Origin of the sequence: Streptomyces sp. 2P-4, from assembly GCF_030167965.1 — a bacterium.
Taxonomy (GTDB): domain Bacteria; phylum Actinomycetota; class Actinomycetes; order Streptomycetales; family Streptomycetaceae; genus Streptomyces; species Streptomyces globosus_A.
On sequence record NZ_CP095011.1, the window covers coordinates 1,896,188 to 1,912,465 of the forward strand.

14 protein-coding genes are annotated in these 16,278 nt (G+C 74.5%); 5 read left to right on the top strand and 9 right to left on the bottom strand.

Annotated features, from left to right (window positions below; translation table 11 throughout):
* The first annotated feature begins 228 nt into the window (after positions 1 to 228).
* Positions 229 to 1,401, top strand: coding sequence for a trypsin-like serine peptidase (locus MUK52_RS07855; protein WP_114054499.1), 1,173 nt, complete (start codon positions 229 to 231; stop codon positions 1,399 to 1,401).
* Positions 1,402 to 1,485: 84 nt separating this feature from the next.
* Here the strand turns inward: MUK52_RS07855 and hflX are convergent, their stop codons facing one another.
* From hflX to miaA, 6 genes are all read right to left on the bottom strand, one after another.
* Positions 1,486 to 2,994, bottom strand: coding sequence for a GTPase HflX (gene hflX / locus MUK52_RS07860; protein WP_114054498.1), 1,509 nt, complete (start codon positions 2,992 to 2,994; stop codon positions 1,486 to 1,488).
* Between the two features lie 210 nt (positions 2,995 to 3,204).
* On the bottom strand, positions 3,205 to 4,650 hold the full coding sequence (locus tag MUK52_RS07865) for a M1 family metallopeptidase (RefSeq protein ID WP_114054497.1): 1,446 nt from the start codon (positions 4,648 to 4,650) through the stop codon (positions 3,205 to 3,207).
* A gap of 156 nt (positions 4,651 to 4,806) precedes the next feature.
* Positions 4,807 to 6,876: a RelA/SpoT family protein gene (locus MUK52_RS07870; RefSeq protein ID WP_114054496.1), complete on the bottom strand. Its 2,070-nt coding sequence runs from the start codon at positions 6,874 to 6,876 to the stop codon at positions 4,807 to 4,809.
* Positions 6,877 to 7,016: 140 nt separating this feature from the next.
* A complete protein-coding gene (gene dapF / locus MUK52_RS07875; protein WP_284575301.1) occupies positions 7,017 to 7,892 on the bottom strand; it encodes a diaminopimelate epimerase in 876 nt (291 codons plus the stop codon).
* A 66-nt stretch (positions 7,893 to 7,958) separates the two neighbouring features.
* Entirely contained in the window at positions 7,959 to 8,471 is a 513-nt protein-coding gene (locus tag MUK52_RS07880) for a hypothetical protein (protein ID WP_114054494.1), read from the bottom strand.
* Positions 8,472 to 8,602: 131 nt separating this feature from the next.
* Positions 8,603 to 9,541 (bottom strand): tRNA (adenosine(37)-N6)-dimethylallyltransferase MiaA, encoded by a 939-nt coding sequence (gene miaA / locus MUK52_RS07885; protein WP_114054493.1) that lies wholly within the window; start codon positions 9,539 to 9,541, stop codon positions 8,603 to 8,605.
* Positions 9,542 to 9,704: 163 nt separating this feature from the next.
* On the opposite strand from miaA, the gene MUK52_RS07890 reads away from it, so the two are divergent.
* Positions 9,705 to 9,929, top strand: coding sequence for a hypothetical protein (locus MUK52_RS07890; RefSeq protein WP_284575304.1), 225 nt, complete (start codon positions 9,705 to 9,707; stop codon positions 9,927 to 9,929).
* 22 nt (positions 9,930 to 9,951) lie between these two features.
* Positions 9,952 to 10,203, top strand: coding sequence for an antitoxin (locus MUK52_RS07895; protein WP_114054491.1), 252 nt, complete (start codon positions 9,952 to 9,954; stop codon positions 10,201 to 10,203).
* A gap of 93 nt (positions 10,204 to 10,296) precedes the next feature.
* On the opposite strand, the gene MUK52_RS07900 is transcribed toward MUK52_RS07895, so the two are convergent.
* On the bottom strand, positions 10,297 to 11,019 hold the full coding sequence (locus tag MUK52_RS07900; protein ID WP_114054490.1) for a class III extradiol ring-cleavage dioxygenase family protein: 723 nt from the start codon (positions 11,017 to 11,019) through the stop codon (positions 10,297 to 10,299).
* 155 nt (positions 11,020 to 11,174) lie between these two features.
* Entirely contained in the window at positions 11,175 to 12,695 is a 1,521-nt protein-coding gene (gene miaB / locus MUK52_RS07905) for a tRNA (N6-isopentenyl adenosine(37)-C2)-methylthiotransferase MiaB (RefSeq protein ID WP_284575306.1), read from the bottom strand.
* A gap of 94 nt (positions 12,696 to 12,789) precedes the next feature.
* On the opposite strand from miaB, the gene MUK52_RS07910 reads away from it, so the two are divergent.
* Positions 12,790 to 13,785: a TAXI family TRAP transporter solute-binding subunit gene (locus tag MUK52_RS07910; RefSeq protein ID WP_114054488.1), complete on the top strand. Its 996-nt coding sequence runs from the start codon at positions 12,790 to 12,792 to the stop codon at positions 13,783 to 13,785.
* Here MUK52_RS07910 and MUK52_RS07915 read toward each other — a convergent pair.
* Positions 13,782 to 14,777: an ROK family protein gene (locus MUK52_RS07915; protein WP_502963548.1), complete on the bottom strand. Its 996-nt coding sequence runs from the start codon at positions 14,775 to 14,777 to the stop codon at positions 13,782 to 13,784. The genes MUK52_RS07910 and MUK52_RS07915 overlap by 4 nt on opposite strands.
* 166 nt (positions 14,778 to 14,943) lie before the next feature.
* Here MUK52_RS07915 and MUK52_RS07920 point away from each other — a divergent pair, with 166 nt between their 5' ends.
* Positions 14,944 to 16,266 (top strand): glycoside hydrolase 5 family protein, encoded by a 1,323-nt coding sequence (locus tag MUK52_RS07920; RefSeq protein ID WP_284575308.1) that lies wholly within the window; start codon positions 14,944 to 14,946, stop codon positions 16,264 to 16,266.
* The last annotated feature ends 12 nt before the right edge of the window (positions 16,267 to 16,278 follow it).

Sequence of the window (16,278 nt, forward strand, 5' to 3'; positions counted from 1 at the left end):
CCCGCTCTCCCGTACGTACCAACGACGGCGGCGGCGCCGGAACACGGGGCGGGCGCAAGAACCTTGGGGCGGCGCGGCGGGAAGTCCGGGCCGCCCGGGGGCCGGACGGGAACCGAGGGGGCGGGCTGCGCCGTCCCCGACTGCGACGGCATAGTGGGGTGCTGCATCCGCGGCCGCACCTCACGGCGTCCGCAGCCCATGCCCGGAAACACCAGGGGGACTCACGACATGCGACCGAACCGACCGGTCACCGCGATCCTGTGCGCGGCGGCACTCGCGATGACCGCCGCCTGCGGCCCGGGCGACGGGGAGGCCGGCGGCGACGCCAAGCCCACCGTGGCGGCGAGCCTTCCGTCCGGAGGCGAAGGGATCAAGATCCCGGACCAGCTGAAGGACAAGCTGAAGCAGCACGGCATCGACCTGGAGAAGTGGCGGGGAGGTGAGTGGAAGAACTGGAAGAAGGAGGACTGGCTCCGCGAGGCGGGCGACTACATCAACCCGGTCATCGAGGGCCTGTGGGACCCGGACCGGATGCGGGAGGCGGCGAAGACGCCGCAGCCCCCGGCGGTCGATCCGGACGCGGGCAGGGACCAGGGCGTCACCGACCCGGCTCCGGCGGCGGTGCCGGCGAAGCCGGCGGCCACGCCGTACCGCTCGACGATCCCCGCGTCGGGCAAGGTGTTCTTCGACGGCCCCGAGGGCTCCATGGTGTGCTCGGCGACCGTGGTGAAGGACCCGGCGCGCCCGGGCAAGTCGAACCTGGTGTGGACGGCCGGGCACTGCGTGCACGCCGGCAAGGCCGGCGGCTGGTACCGGAACATCGCCTTCGTCCCGTCGTACAACAGCGCGGGCAAGTCGGCGGCGCAGCTCAAGGGCGCGCCGCGGCAGGAGGTGGCCCCGTACGGCGTGTGGTGGAGCGACTGGGCGCAGACCTCCGACCAGTGGATCTCCACGGGCGGGCCGACGGGCGGTGCGGGTGCCCCGTACGACTTCGCCGTGCTGCACGTGGTGCCGGAGAAGAGCACCGGCAAGTCGCTGGAGGAGACGGTCGGTGCGGCGCTCCCGGTGGAGTTCAACGCGCCGGCGGTGCCGAAGCTGTCCGGGATGACGGCGACGGGCTACCCGGCGTCGGCCCCGTTCGACGGGCAGAAGGCGTACCAGTGCACCGACAAGCCGGGGCGGCTGACGCTGAAGGCGAACGATCCGGTCATGTACCGCATCGGCTGCACGATGACGGGCGGTTCGTCGGGCGGCGGCTGGATCGCCGCGGGCAGTGACGGCAAGCCGGCGCTGGTGTCGAACACCTCGATCGGCCCGGCGAAGGCGGGCTGGCTGGCGGGTCCGCGGCTGGGCCCGGAGGCCAAGGGGATCTTCGACGCGGTCAGCGCCAAGTTCAGGTAGTCCGGCAGCCGGACACGGCCGAGTGCCCCCTGCGCGTGCAGGGGGCACTCGGCTTTCGCGCGCCCGGCGGTGCGGGCGGCGCGGCTACTGCTTGGCCGGAACGAACGGCGCCAGTTCGGCGGCCAGTTCCGGGTGGACGAGCACCTTGAGCAGGGTGCCCTCCGGGGTGTGCTCCTCGGAGACCACCTCGCCTTCGGCGTGCGCCCGGGCGACCAGCGAGCCGTGGGTGTACGGCACGAGGGCTTCGACCTCGACGGACGGCCGGGGCAGTTCGGCGTCGATGAGCCGCAGGAGCTCCTCGATGCCCTGCCCGGTGCGCGCGGAGACGGCGATCGAGTGCCGCTCGATGCGCAGGAGCCGCTGGAGGACCAGCGGGTCCGCGGCGTCCGCCTTGTTGACCACGACGATCTCGGGCACGTCGGCCGCGCCGACCTCCCGGATGACCTCGCGGACGGCGGCGAGCTGCTCGTCCGGGGCGGGGTGCGAGCCGTCCACGATGTGCAGGATGAGGTCGGCGTCCCCGACCTCCTCCATCGTGGAGCGGAAGGCCTCGACGAGGTGGTGGGGCAGGTGCCGGACGAAGCCGACGGTGTCGGCCAGGGTGTACACCCGGCCGCTGGGCGTCTCGGCCCGGCGGACGGTCGGGTCGAGGGTGGCGAACAGGGCGTTCTCGACGAGGACGCCCGCGCCGGTGAGGCGGTTGAGCAGGGAGGACTTGCCGGCGTTCGTGTAGCCGGCGATGGCGACGGAGGGCACCTTGTTGCGGCGCCGCTCCTGGCGCTTGATGTCGCGGCCGGTCTTCATCTCCGCGATCTCCCGGCGCATCTTCGCCATCTTCTCGCGGATCCGGCGCCGGTCCGTCTCGATCTTGGTCTCACCGGGGCCGCGGGTGGCCATACCGCCGCCTCCGCCGCCGCCCATCTGCCGGGACAGCGACTGGCCCCAGCCGCGCAGGCGCGGAAGCATGTACTGCATCTGCGCGAGGGCGACCTGCGCCTTGCCCTCTCGGGACTTGGCGTGCTGGGCGAAGATGTCGAGGATGAGCGCGGTCCGGTCGACCACCTTGACCTTCACGACGTCTTCGAGGGCGATGAGCTGGCCGGGGCTGAGCTCACCGTCGCAGACGACGGTGTCGGCGCCGCTCTCCAGCACGATGTCGCGCAGTTCGCGCGCCTTGCCGGAGCCGATGAAGGTGGCCGGGTCGGGCTTGTCGCGGCGCTGGATCACGCCGTCGAGGACGAGGGCGCCGGCGGTCTCGGCGAGGGCGGCGAGCTCCGCGAGGGAATTCTCGGCGTCCTGCACGGTGCCGGACGTCCACACGCCGACGAGGACGACGCGCTCCAGGCGGAGCTGCCGGTACTCGACCTCGGTGACGTCTTCGAGCTCGGTGGAGAGGCCTGCGACGCGCCGGAGTGCGGCGCGCTCGGAGCGGTCGAACTGGTCGCCGTCCCGGTCTCCGTCGATCTCGTGGCTCCAGGCGACGTCCTCTTCCATCAGGGCGTCGGCCCGGAGGCTCTCGGTGAAGCTCTGCGGTTCGCGCACGTCGTCCTGTGCGGCCCGCGCGTCCTGGGAAGCGGAAGAAGAGGAGGTCATTGGATCCTTACGTCGGTGTGTGGGCGGTGTCGGAAGGGGCCCGCCTCGGCGGGTGCCCGGCCGCGGTGGGCGGTCGGGGCCGTTTCCCGGCGGCTGCGGCCGCCGGAAGCACGTGCGACACCTTACTGACGTGTGCAACGTCGCATGCGGCCGGGAGATTCCCCGGCGCGGTGCGGCCCCGTCGATGGTGGCATGCCCCTTCCTGCCGGGTCACACGCTTTTCGCGCCGCCCCATTCCGGGTGTCCGGGCATCGGGGGCGTGGTCTTGCCGTACAGCCAGGGCTTCAGGAAGGGCTCCATGTCGCGTCCGGCCTCCTGGGAGGCGAGGCGGACGAAGTCGGCGGTGCCGGCGACGCCGTCGCGGTGCTCGGTGACCCAGCGGCGCTGGATGCGGTCGAAGGCGGCCGCGCCGATCTCCTGGCGCAGGGCGTACAGGACGAGCGCGGAGCCGTCGTAGACGACGGGCCGGAACAGTCCGATCTTCTGGCCGGGGGCGGCGGGCTTGGGGGCGGCCGGGGGGCCTCCGGAGGCGCGCCACTGGTCGGAGCGCTCGTACGCCTCGCGCATGCGCCGCTCCAGGGAGTACTTGCCGAGGTGGTCGGCGTAGAGGGCCTCGTACCAGGTGGCATGGCCCTCGTTGAGCCACAGGTCGGACCAGGTGCGGGGGGTGACGCTGTCGCCGAACCACTGGTGGGCGAGCTCGTGGACCATGACGGCCTCGACGTACCACTCCGGGTAGCCGTCGCCCGCGAAGAGGCCGCTCTCGAAGAGGGAGAGGGTCTGCGTTTCGAGCTCGAAGCCGGTCTGGGCCTGGGCGATGAGCACGCCGTAGTTCTCGAAGGGGTAGCGGCCGACGCGCTCCTCCATCCATGCGATGTGGCCGTGGGTCTTCTTCAGCCAGGGTTCGAGGCGGGCCCGGTCGGCGGCGGGGACGACGTCGCGCAGCGGCAGGCCGTGGGGGCCGGTGCGGTGCAGGACGGCGGATTCGCCGATGGAGACCTGGGCGAGCTCGGTGGCCATGGGGTGCAGGGTCCGGTACGTCCAGGTGGTGGGGCCGGCGGCGGTGCGGACGGGCAGCGCGCCGGCGACGCCGTTCGCGACGGCGGTCAGCCCTTCGGGGGCGGTGATCCGGAAGGTGAAGTAGGCCTTGTCGGCGGGGTGGTCGTTGCAGGGGAAGACGCGGTGGGCGGCGTCGGCCTGGTTGGCCATGGCGAGTCCGTCCGCGGTGGGGACCCAGCCGCCGTCGGCGGCGCCGCGCGGGTCGCTGGTGTGCCGGACGGCGATGCGGAGCGGGGTGTGGGGGGCGACGGGGCTCTCGGGGGTGAGGACGAGGTCCTCGCCGACGCTCTCGAAGGCGGCGGGCTGCCCGTTCACCTCGGCGGAGGCGACTGTTCCGTGGGTGAAGTCGAGGTTGATGCGGTCCAGGGCGGTGAGGGCGCGGGCGTCGATCCGGGTGACGGCGTCGAGGGGGGTCCTGTTGTCCTTGTAGGTGAGGGAGAGGTCGTACGAGAGGACGTCGTAGCCGGGGTTGCCCAGGTGCGGGAACAGCGGGTCTCCGATGCCCAGCGGCGTCGGCGGGGGCAGCGCGGCGGCGACCAGGCCGAGGGAGGCCGCGGCGAGCAGGGAGGCGCGCAGGCGCGGGGAGGTGAGCTGCATCCCCCACCGCTTACCAGCGCCCGCCGCGCGGCCGGGTACGGCGCGCGACGGTTCCACCCGAACGGGACCTCCGGGCGCGGGAGGGGCCGCCGTGCGGCTGACGGCCCGCCACGGCCCGGCACCGGCGGGGCGCGGTCCGCGGCGGCGGCCCGCCGGTCAGGCGCGGCCGACGTCGTACACGCCGGGCACGTTCCGCATGGCCCGCATGAGGGCGGGCAGCCCGGCGGCGTCCGGCAGCTGGAGGGTGTAGGTGTGCCGGACGCGCTGCTCGACGGGCGGTTCGACGGTGGCGGAGACGACTTCGACGCCTTGGCGGGCGATGGCTTCGGTCAGGTCGGCCAGCAGGTGGGGGCGGCCGAACGATTCGGCGGTGAGGGTGACGCGGCAGTCGGCGGTGGCCCGCCAGTGGACGGCGACGGTGGTGCGGCCCAGCGCCCGCATCCGGGCCACGGCCTCGCAGCCGACGCGGTGGACGGTGACGGCCCCGCCGCGGACGACGAACCCGGCGACGGCGTCCGGCGGGACCGGCGTACAGCAGCCGGCCAGGCGCACGGTGGCGTCGGGCAGGTCGGCGACGGCGTTGCCGCCTCCGCCGCGGGCCCCGACGACGGACAGGGGGGCGCGGGCGGGTGTGGTGGTGGGGGTGGCCCCGTCGGGGTGCTGCCGGAGCCAGCTGGTGATCGCGATCCGGGCGGCGGTGGTGCGGGCGTGGTCGAGCCAGTCGGCGCCGGGGCCGGAGGAGGAGTCGTGGGAGAGCAGCAGCTGGACGGTGTCGCCGTCGGAGAGCCGTGAGCCCAGCGAGGTCAGGCGCCCGTTGACCCGGGCGCCGATGCAGCCGTGGGCGGCTTCGCCGTGCTGGGCGTAGGCGGCGTCGATGCAGGTGGCGCCGGCGGGGAGGCCGAGCGTGCCGCCGTCGGGGCGGAAGACGGTGATCTCCCGGTCCTGGGCGAGTTCGGCGCGCAGCCCGCTCCAGAAGGTGTCGGGGTCGGGTGCGGAGCGCTGCCAGTCGAGGAGGCGGGCGAGCCAGCCGGGCCGGGTGGGGTCGGCGCGCTCCTCGTCGCCGTCGGCGTGGTCGCCGGTGGCGTACGGGTTGCCGAGGGCGATGACGCCGGCCTCGGCGACGCGGTGCATCTGGCGGGTGCGGACGATGACTTCGGCGACGTACCCGTCGGGTGTGGCGACGGCGGTGTGCAGCGACTGGTAGAGGTTGAACTTGGGGGCGGCGATGAAGTCCTTGAACTCTGAGACGACCGGGGTGAAGCAGGTGTGGAGCTCGCCCAGCACGGCGTAGCAGTCGGCGTTCTCGCCGACGAGGACGAGGACGCGGCCGAAGTCGGAGCCGCGCAGCTCGCCGCGTTTGAGGGACACGCGGTGGACGGACACGAAGTGCCTCGGCCGGACCTGTACTTCGGCGGCGATGCCGGCGTCGCGCAGGACGGAGCGCACGGAGTCGGCGATGCCGGGCAGCGGGTCGCTGCCCGCCTGGGCGGCGATGAGGGCGCGGGTGCGCTCGTACTCCTCGGGGTGGAGGATCGCGAAGACGAGGTCTTCGAGTTCGGTCTTGAGGGCCTGGACGCCGAGCCGTTCGGCGAGCGGGATGAGGACGTCGCGGGTGACCTTGGCGATGCGGGCCTGTTTCTCGGGGCGCATCACGCCGAGGGTGCGCATGTTGTGGAGCCGGTCGGCGAGTTTGATGGACATGACGCGGACGTCGTTGCCGGTGGCGACGAGCATCTTGCGGAAGGTCTCGGGCTCGGCTGCGGCCCCGTAGTCGATCTTCTCGACCTTGGTGACGCCGTCGACGATGAAGCCGACCTCCTCGCCGAACTCGGCGCGGACCTGATCGAGGGTCACCTCGGTGTCCTCGACGGTGTCGTGGAGCAGGGAGGCCGTCAAGGTCGTTGTCTCCGCGCCGAGTTCGGCGAGGATGAGGGTGACGGCGAGCGGGTGTGTGATGTACGGCTCACCGCTCTTGCGCATCTGGCCGCGGTGGGAGGACTCCGCGAGGAGGTACGCGCGGTGCAGGACGGAGAGGTCGGCGTCCGGATGGTGGGCGCGGTGCGCCTCGGCGACGTGGCCGATGGCGTCGGGCAGCCGGTCCCGGGGGGCGGGCCCGAGGAGGGCGGCGCGCCCGAGTCGGCGCAGGTCGATGCGGGTACGGCCCCGTCTGCGGAGTTCGGGGCGCGCTTCGGGTCGTGCTTCGGGGTTCGTGGCCTCTGCACTCATGGGCACCTCCGGCGGCTTCGACCGGCTGTGGCGGGCATGGGGTGAGCCCTCGGGGCCGGTGTCTGATGCTACCGACCCCACCACGTGGCGCAGTCCGCCTCTCGCTGAGCGTGAAACGGATCACCCATGAGAGGGAACCTTCAGGCGAAGGCCGTTTCCTTGAGCCAGGAGGGGTCGAACTCCCCCGCCGCCACGATCACGGCCGGTCCGGTCATGTCGATCCGGCCGTCGGGGTGTTCGGTGATGTAGAGGGTACCGCCGGGGAGGTCGACCGTGTACGTGACGGGTGCTCCGGTGGCCGCGGGGTCGAGTCCGTCGCGGCGGATGGCGGCCACGGCGACGGCGCAGGCGCCGGTGCCGCAGGAGCGGGTCTCGCCGGATCCGCGCTCGTGGACGCGCATGGCGACGTGGCGGGGGCCGCGGTCGACGACGAACTCGACGTTCACCCCGGCCGGGTAGGCCTCGGCGGGGCTGCAGCGGGGCGCCTCCAGGAGCTTGCCGGCGTGGTCGAGGCTCTCGACGAACGCGACGGCGTGCGGGTTGCCCATGTTGACGTTGCGGGCGGGCCAGGCGCGGTCGCCGACGACGACGGTGACCTGCTCGTCGGGGAGCGCGGCGCGGCCCATGGAGACGGTGACGTCACCGCTCTTGTCGAGGTGGACGTGCTTGACGCCGCCGCGGGTGGCGACGGCGAGGTCGCCGGGTTCGGCGTGGCCGGCGTGTTCGAGGTAGCGGGCGAAGACGCGGACGCCGTTGCCGCACATCTCGGCGACGGAGCCGTCGCTGTTGCGGTAGTCCATGAACCACTCGGCCTCGCCGGCCATGTGCGCGGCCTCGGGGTGGGCGGCGGAGCGGACGACGTGCAGCACGCCGTCCGCGCCGATGCCGGCGCGGCGGTCGCAGAGCCTCGCGACGGCGGCCGGGGTCAGTTCGACCGCGTTGTCCGGGTCCGGGACGATCACGAAGTCGTTCTCGGTGCCGTGGCCCTTGAGGAAGGAGAGGCTGGTCTGCGTCACGGGACCATGGTACCGACCCGGTTTCCGCGCAGGTCGCAGGCGGGGCGGGCGGGAGGGCCGGTGCGGTTACCGGAGCCGGGCCACCCGGTAGGCGGCGAGGGCGACGACGGCCAGCGCGACGATCGCGTACAGCGCGGCGAAGCGCCAGTCGGGCCGGCGGCCGCTGCCGCGGGGCGGGAGCCCCGGCCAGGTGTAGCCGACGCGGCGGGCGGCCATCATGCCCCAGCCGGCGGCGCAGGAGCTGATCAGGAAGCCGAGCATGGCGACGACGGCTCCGCCGTCGCCGAATTCGAACGCGAGCGGGAAGGCGAACATCAGGGAGCCGGCGGCGGCCAGCATCACGATCGGGGCGATCTGCCAGATGCGGAGCTTGCGCTGCGGGCGGAGCTCGACCTCGTACGCGGGCCCCGAGGCGTCCTCTCCGTCGGCGGTGTCGGAGGCGTCGGGCCCGTCGGTGGTGAGCCGCTGGGGGTCCGCGGGCAGCCCGAGGCCGTCGCCGTCGGCGGGCTCGCCGAGGAGCGTCGGGTCCGCTTCGTCTCGGGCCCCGTCGCGCCCGGTGTCGCGAGGGCCGGCCTCCATTGCCACGCGCCCTCCCCACTCGGACTCCGCACGCTGCCGTTCACCGCCGGTGACCACACCCGCGGAATTTGATGATGGCACGGCCCGGGGCCCCGAACGGACGCGCGGGGCGTCCCGATGCCATCACGTGATCAGGCTGTAATCGCCCGTTCGACCAACGACTGCGCGAGTCGGGGGAGTTCCCGCCGGTCGGCGGCGGCGCCGCTGAGCCAGTGGACCCGCGGGTCGCGGCGGAACCAGGAGTCCTGCCGGCGGGCGAACCGCTTGGTGGCGCGGACGGTCTCGGCACGGGCCTCGTCCTCGGTGCACTCGCCGGCGAGGGCGGCGAGGACCTGCTGGTAGCCCAGCGCGCGGGAGGCGGTGACGCCCTCGCGCAGGCCGCGGGCCTCCAGTGCGCGCACCTCGTCGACGAGTCCGGCCTCCCACATGCGGTCGACGCGCTGCGCGATCCGCTCGTCGAGCTCCGGCCGGGCCACGTCGACGCCGATCTGCACAGTCTCGTAGAAGGCCTCGTGGCCGGGCAGGTTCGCGGTGAACGGCTTCCCGGTGATCTCGATGACCTCCAGGGCGCGGACGATGCGGCGGCCGTTGCCGGGCAGGATCGCGCGCGCCGCCGCCGGGTCGGCGGCGGCGAGGCGGGCGTGCAGGGCGCCGGGGCCGCCGCGCTCCAGCTCCCCCTCCAGCCGGGCGCGCACCTCCGGGTCGGTGCCGGGGAACTCCATGACGTCGAGGGCGCCGCGCACGTACAGGCCGGATCCGCCGACGACGACGGGCGTGCGGCCGCGGGCGAGCAGGGCGTCGATCTCGGCGCGGGCCAGGCGCTGGTACTCGGCGACGCTGGCCGTCTCGGTGACGTCCCAGATGTCGAGGAGGTGGTGGGGGACGCCGCCGCGCTCCCCGGTCGTCAGCTTGGCGGTGCCGATGTCCATCCCCCGGTACAGCTGCATGGAGTCGGCGTTGACGACCTCGCCGCCGAAGTGGCGGGCCAGGGCCACGCCCAGGTCGGACTTTCCGGCCGCGGTGGGGCCGACGACGGCGATGACCCGCGGGGCGGGGGCTGCGTTACTCACTGCCCCAGTCTCGCAAACCCTCCGGCGTGTACCCGATCGAGCTACGTGACGGCGGGCGGACGGGGTCGTTGCCCTGTCGTGGTTCCCCCGGGCGCGCGCCGGGCGAAGGCGCGGCGGGGCCGGTGGGAACTTCACCCTCACGAGTAGCGTTAAGGGAGTGGACATGGGTGTTTTCAGTCGGTTTTTCGGCCGGAAGGACGGAGCCGCGGCCGAGCCGGCCGCGGCGGCGGACGTGACGGCGGAGTCCGAGGAGGCCGCTGCGGCAGCCGGTTCCGGTGGCGGGGCCGAGCCGGCGGAGGCTCCGGCGGCGGAGGCCGCCGACATCCCGAAGCAGCAGTCGGCTCGGGAGGCCGCGGACAGCGGGGCCGGCGAGGGCGCCCTGAAGTAGGCACGGCGACAGGAAGGTGACCATGGGTCTGCTGGACAATCTGAAGGCCAGGCTCGCTCCGGCGAAGGAGAGGGCCGGCGGCCTCGTGCAGCAGCACGAGGGCGCGATCGGTGCGGGCCTGGAAAAGGTCGCCGGAGTGGTGGACGCGAAGACCAACGGCAAGTACAGCGACAGGATCACGTCGGGGACGGGCAAGGCGAAGGAAGCCCTGGGCAGGATCGCGCAGCGGGAGGAGCCGGGCGGCGGGCCGACAGTGCCGCCCGCCTCCTCCTGAGGCGGTTGCGGAAGGGGCGCGGGCCCGGTTGCGGGCCCGCGCCCCTTCGCCGTGTCCGCGCGCCGGCGGCGTACGGGCGCGCGGGCCGGCCGGTCAGGACCAGGCGGCGACGAAGTAGCCGACCCCGTAGGGCGCGTCCTCGTACAGCAGCCGCCCGGCGAGGCCGGCGTCCTCGGCGGCGCCCGCCAGGACCTGCCAGGGGGCGCGGCCGGCCGCAAGGAGCTCGCGGGCGAGGCCCGCGTCGAGGGCGGCGAGGGCGGCCGGGTCGGCGTCGGCGAGGGCGCGGGCCGCGGCGGCGTCGAAGCCGGCGGCGCGCTCGTCGAGGTAGCCGGGCGCCTTCAGCGTCCGGCGGGCGCTGCCGTCGCCCATCACGAGGAGGGCGACGCGGTCGGCGCGGGCGGCGAGCACCCGGCCGGCGGCCAGGCACTCCGCGGTCGGAAGCGTCTCGGCGACGGCGAGGCCTTCGAGGGGGGCGGCGCCCCAGCGGGCGCGGGCCAGCAGCCAGGCCCCGACGGCGAGCGGGGTGGGCAGCGTTCGCTCCGGCGCGGCCGCGGCCGGCTCTCCGGCGGATCCGAGGCGGACGTCGGCGGCGACGCCGAAGGGGCGGAAGGTGCCGGGGCTGCCCTCGGGGTAGGTCCCGGCGGCGTCCTCGGCGGCGGCGCCGACGACGACGAGCAGGTCGGGCCGGGAGGCGGCGAGCACCGCGAGCGCGTCGGAGCAGGCGGTACGGGCGTCCCCGAGTTCGGCGGCGGCCCCGGCGGCGGCCTCGGGCACGAGGAGGGGCGGGGCGGGGCAGACGGCGGCGGCTACGAGCATGATCCGCAGCCTAGTGCCGCGGCGGGGAAGATTCACCGGGCGCGCCCGCGGCCCGGCCGCAGCGGCGCCGGGTACGGCGCCGGGCCGCCCGGCAGCCGCCGCGCGGACGCAGCGGCCGCGGGCGGCCCGGAGAGAGGCGGGGGCGGCGGGGCGGGTCAGCCGCTGATGCCGCAGCCGGGGGCGGACTCCGGAAGCGGAGCCGGCACCCCCAGCGTCGGGATGCCGAGCATGACGCCCTGCGGCTGCGCCGGGGCGGCGTTCCGCTTCTCCCAGGCGTCGCCGGCGCGGGTGCGCCGCACGGCCTTCGCCGCGCCTTCGGCCAGCAGGTGGTGCGGGGCGGCGTAGGTGATCTCGACGGTGACCACGTCGCCGGGGCGGACCTCCTCGTCCGGCTTGGTGAAGTGGACCAGGCGGTTGTCGGGGGCGCGGCCGGAGAGGCGGTGCGTGGCGCCGTCCTTGCGGCCCTCGCCTTCGGCGACCATGACCTCCAGGGTGCGGCCGACCTGCTTCTTGTTCTCCTCCCTGGAGATCTCCTCCTGGAGGGCCACCAGGCGCATGTAGCGGTCCTGGACGACCTCCTTGGGGATCTGGCCGTCCATGTCGGCCGCCGGGGTGCCGGGCCGCTTGGAGTACTGGAAGGTGAAGGCGCTCGCGAAGCGGGCCTCGCGCACGACGTGCATCGTCTGCTGGAAGTCCTCCTCGGTCTCGCCGGGGAAGCCCACGATGATGTCGGTGGAGATCGCGGCGTGCGGGATGGCCGCGCGGACCTTCTCGATGATGCCGAGGAAGCGCTCCTGGCGGTACGAGCGGCGCATCGCCTTCAGGATCGGGTCCGAGCCCGACTGGAGCGGCATGTGCAGCTGCGGCATCACGTTCGGCGTCTCGGCCATCGCGGCGATCACGTCGTCGGTGAAGTCGCGCGGGTGCGGCGAGGTGAAGCGGACCCGCTCCAGGCCCTCGATCTGCCCGCAGGCGCGCAGCAGCTTGCTGAAGGCCTCGCGGTCGCCGAGGTCGGAGCCGTAGGCGTTGACGTTCTGGCCGAGGAGGGTGATCTCGCTGACGCCCTCGGCGACGAGCGCCTCGACCTCGGCGAGGATGTCGCCGGGGCGGCGGTCCTCCTCCTTGCCGCGCAGCGCCGGGACGATGCAGAAGGTGCAGGTGTTGTTGCAGCCGACGGAGATGGAGACCCAGGCGGCGTAGGCCGACTCGCGGCGGGTCGGCAGCGTGGAGGGGAAGGCCTCCAGGGACTCGGCGATCTCGATCTGCGCCTCCTCCTGCACGCGGGCGCGCTCCAGCAGGACGGGCAGCTTGCCGATGTTGTGGGTGCCGAAGACCACGTCGACCCAGGGGGCCTTCCTGACGATGGTGTCCCGGTCCTTCTGCGCGAGGCAGCCGCCGACGGCGATCTGCATGCCGGGGCGCCGCGTCTTCATCGGGGCGAGCCGGCCGAGGTTGCCGTACAGCTTGTTGTCGGCGTTCTCGCGGACGGCGCAGGTGTTGAACACGACGACGTCGGCGTCACCGTCGGAGCCCTCCGGGGCCCGGGTGTATCCGGCTTCCTCCAGCAGACCGGAGAGCCGCTCGGAGTCGTGCACGTTCATCTGGCACCCGTAGGTGCGCACCTCGTATGTTCCCTTGACGTCCACTGCCGTGCTCCGGTCGCTGCTGCTGGTCATGCAACAAGGGTAGGCGGTGCCCGGGCGGCCTCCGCCCGCCCCCGGGACCGGGCTGCCCGTGACAGCTCGGCGCGTCGGTGGCAGGATCGCGGCCATGGTTCTCGTTCCGCCCCGTTTCGGCAGGCGCACCGTCCTGTGGGGGGCGGTGGCCGTGCTCACCGTGCTCGGGACGCTGCTGTGGTGGCTGCGGCCCTTCGCGGAGCCGCAGCTGAAGGGCGACCTGACGCTCAGCACCGGCGGCCGCACCGGCGTCTACCACCGGTACGGGCAGCTGCTCGACGTGGCGCTGGCGCAGGACATGCCCGGCGTGGAGGTCAGGCTGGCGCCCAGCGAGGGCTCGCAGGAGAACCTGCAGCGGCTGGCGTCCGGGGAGGCCGACTTCACCATCGCGACGGCGGACGCGGTCGCCAAGTACCGGACGGACGGCAAGCGCGGCGCGGACGAGCTGCGCGGGTGCGCGCGGCTCTACGACGACTACGTGCAGCTCGTGGTGCCGGCCGGGTCGCCGGTGCAGTCGGCGCGGGACCTGCGCGGCAAGCGGGTCGCGATAGGGCAGCCGGCCTCCGGGGTGCGGCTGATCTCGGAGCGGCTGCTGGCGGCGGCCAAGCTGGACCCGGCGCGCGACGTCAAGGCGGTGTCGATCGGCATCGACACCATGCCGGCGGAGCTGGAGGCCGGGCGCATCGACGCGTTCTTCTGGTCAGGCGGCCTGCCGACGAACGCCGTGAAGGAGCTGTCGGAGCGCTTCGACATCCGGCTCGTGCAGCTCGGGGACCTGGTGGAGGACCTCCAGGGCAGCGGGAGCCCGGCCCGCTACTACCGGTCGGCGGTGATGCCGCAGGACGCGTACGCGCGGGCGCGCAACACCTCGGCGGTGGCGACGCTGGCCGTGCCGAACCTGCTGGTCACGACGGAGGATGCGGATCCGGAGCTGACCGAGCAGTTCACCCGCACCGTGATCAACAGCCGGGACGGGATCGGGCAGCAGGTGCACGCGGCGCAGCTGGTGGACCTGCGGACGGCGATCTACACCGACCCGCTGGACCTGCACGAGGGCGCCCAGCGGTACTACCGCTCCGTGAAGCCTTAGGCAGCCGGCAGCAGCATCATCGCGGCCGCGGCCGCGCCGATCAGCCCGGCGTCGGTGCCGAGGGCGGCCGGTACGACCTCCAGGCCGCCGGTGAAGGACAGCGCGGCGTAGTCGGCGAGGTGGGCCCGGACCGGCCCGAAGAGGATGTCTCCCGCGGCCGCGACGCCGCCGCCGATGACGGCGAGGTCGGTCTCGGTGAGGGTCGCGCAGGCGGCGATGGCGGCGGCGAGGGCGCGGCCCGCCCGGTCGAAGGCGGCGAGAGCCAGGGGGTCCCCGGCTGCCGCTGCCGCGGCGACCCCGGCCGCCGTGTCGTCGCCGTCGGGCACCCAGCCCCGGGCGAGGGCCCACCGTGCGATGGCCGTGCCGGAGGCGAGGGATTCCACGCAGCCGCGGCCGCCGCAGGCGCACGCCTCGCCGTCGAAGGCGACGCTGATGTGCCCGATGTGGCCGGCGTTGCCGGTGGGGCCGGGGTGGAGCCGGTTGTCGAGGACCAGGCCGCCGCCGACGCCGGTGGAGACGACCATGCACAGGGCGTTGGCACGCCCGCGCGCGGCGCCCAGCCAGTGCTCGGCCGCGGTCATCGCGACGCCGTCCCCGACGAGCACGGTCGGCAGGGGCGCGCCGTGGCGGGCCAGTTCGGCCTCGACCCGGGCGCGGACGGGGAAGTCGCGCCAGGCGCCGATGTTGACCGGGCTGACCGTGCCGCGCGAGGCGTCGACGGGGCCGGCGCTGCCGATGCCGCAGCGTACGGCGCTCGGCCACAGCGGGGAGCGGGCCAGCTCGGCGACGACCTCGGCGACGGCTGCGAACACCGCGTCGCCGTCGCCGGCCGCGCCGCGCGGCGTGGGGCGGCGGGTGGCGGAGTCCATCGTCCCGTCAGGCCCGACCAGCGCGCCTGCGATCTTGGTTCCGCCGATGTCGATCGCCACGGTGGCGCCGTCGCCCGGGTCGGCGGGGCCGGGCGCGGGGAAGGCGGGGCGGGGAGTGGTCACGGCGGCTCCTGGACGGGGTCGGTCCCAGTATGCGGCCGGCGCCGGAGCCGTACTCCCCTGGGGCTCCGGCCGCGCCGGTGGCGGAATCCGCGTCGTTGCCATCCGCTCTCCCGCGCGGCACGTTGGTCGGCGTCCGGAGATTTCCCCCGAGCCCTCGGGACGCCTCATGCACGACGGCACCGCCGCCACCCCGCCCCTGCAACCGCCCGCCCCGGCACCGGCCCGGACCCTCCGGTTCGGCGCCAACTACACGCCGTCGCGCGGCTGGTTCCACCACTGGCTCGACTTCGACGCGGACGAGGTCGCGGCCGACCTCGACTCGATCGCCGCGCTGGGACTGGACCACGTACGGGTCTTCCCGCTGTGGCCGGTGTTCCAGCCGAACCGGGCGCTGATCCGGCCGCGCGCCGTGGAGCAGCTCGTCGCGCTCGTGGACGCGGCCGCCGAGCGCGGCCTCGACGTCAACGTCGACGGCCTGCAAGGGCACCTGTCCAGTTTCGACTTCCTGCCGTCCTGGACCGCCACCTGGCACCGCAGGAACATCTTCCGCGATCCGGAGGTGGTCGCCGGGCAGGAGGAGTACCTGCACGCCCTCGCCGCGGCCCTCGCCGACCGGCCCAACTTCCTCGGCATGACGGTCGGCAACGAGGTCAACCAGTTCTCCGGCCCCCCGCACCCCGACCCCGACCCGGTCTCGCCCGGGGAGGCCGGCCGCTGGCTGGAGCGGATGCTGGCCGCCTGCGAGCGCGGTGCGCCGGGCCGGCTCCACCTGCACGCCGAGTACGACGCCGTCTGGTTCCGGGACGGGCACCCCTTCACCCCGGCCCAGGCGGCCCGCCTCGGCGCGGCCACCGCCGTGCACTCATGGGTGTTCAACGGGACCGCGCAGCGGCACGGCCGCACCGGCGCCGCCACCGAGCAGCACGCCGCGTACCTGATCGAGCTGTCCAAGGCGTGGGCCGCGGACCCGCACCGCCCGGTGTGGCTCCAGGAGGTCGGCGCGCCGGCGCCGCTGATCCCGCCGGAGCACGCGGCCGCCTTCACCGCGGCGACGCTCGCCGCCGCCCTGGACTGCCCGGACCTGTGGGGCGTCACCTGGTGGTGCTCACACGACGTGTCCCGGGACCTCGCCGACTTCCCCGAGCCGGAGTACGGGCTCGGGCTGCTGGCCAACGACCGGCGCCCCAAGCCGGCCGCGGCGGAGGTCGCCCGCGTCGCCGCGGCGTGGCGCGGCCGCGCGCACCGCCCGCCCGCACGGACCACCGCGCTGGTGCTGGACGGCGGCGGGGGGCCGGCCGCGCCCGGCCGGGCGGCGTGCGCGCCCGGCGGCGCGTTCTTCGAGGCCTGGGCGGTGCTCGCCGCCGACGGGGTCCGCCCCGCGGCGGTCCTCGCGGAGGCGGCCGCAGACCCCGCCCACCTGTCCGCGCGCGGCATCACCGAGGTGCTGCGCGTGCGGGACGTCGTAAGGCGTCCGAGATCCGACACCTGACCCCCATCCGAG

Bases quoted from the DNA above. Each gene is read 5' to 3' on its own strand.
- MUK52_RS07870 (WP_114054496.1), bottom strand. From the start codon at position 6,876: ATGAGTGCAGAGGCCACGAACCCCGAAGCACGACCCGAAGCGCGCCCC.
- MUK52_RS07865 (WP_114054497.1), bottom strand. From the start codon at position 4,650: ATGCAGCTCACCTCCCCGCGCCTGCGCGCCTCCCTGCTCGCCGCGGCC.
- MUK52_RS07895 (WP_114054491.1), top strand. From the start codon at position 9,952: ATGGGTCTGCTGGACAATCTGAAGGCCAGGCTCGCTCCGGCGAAGGAG.
- MUK52_RS07900 (WP_114054490.1), bottom strand. From the start codon at position 11,019: ATGCTCGTAGCCGCCGCCGTCTGCCCCGCCCCGCCCCTCCTCGTGCCC.
- hflX (WP_114054498.1), bottom strand. From the start codon at position 2,994: ATGACCTCCTCTTCTTCCGCTTCCCAGGACGCGCGGGCCGCACAGGAC.
- MUK52_RS07890 (WP_284575304.1), top strand. From the start codon at position 9,705: ATGGGTGTTTTCAGTCGGTTTTTCGGCCGGAAGGACGGAGCCGCGGCC.
- MUK52_RS07910 (WP_114054488.1), top strand. From the start codon at position 12,790: ATGGTTCTCGTTCCGCCCCGTTTCGGCAGGCGCACCGTCCTGTGGGGG.
- miaB (WP_284575306.1), bottom strand. From the start codon at position 12,695: ATGACCAGCAGCAGCGACCGGAGCACGGCAGTGGACGTCAAGGGAACA.
- MUK52_RS07855 (WP_114054499.1), top strand. From the start codon at position 229: ATGCGACCGAACCGACCGGTCACCGCGATCCTGTGCGCGGCGGCACTC.
- MUK52_RS07920 (WP_284575308.1), top strand. From the start codon at position 14,944: ATGCACGACGGCACCGCCGCCACCCCGCCCCTGCAACCGCCCGCCCCG.
- MUK52_RS07880 (WP_114054494.1), bottom strand. From the start codon at position 8,471: ATGGAGGCCGGCCCTCGCGACACCGGGCGCGACGGGGCCCGAGACGAA.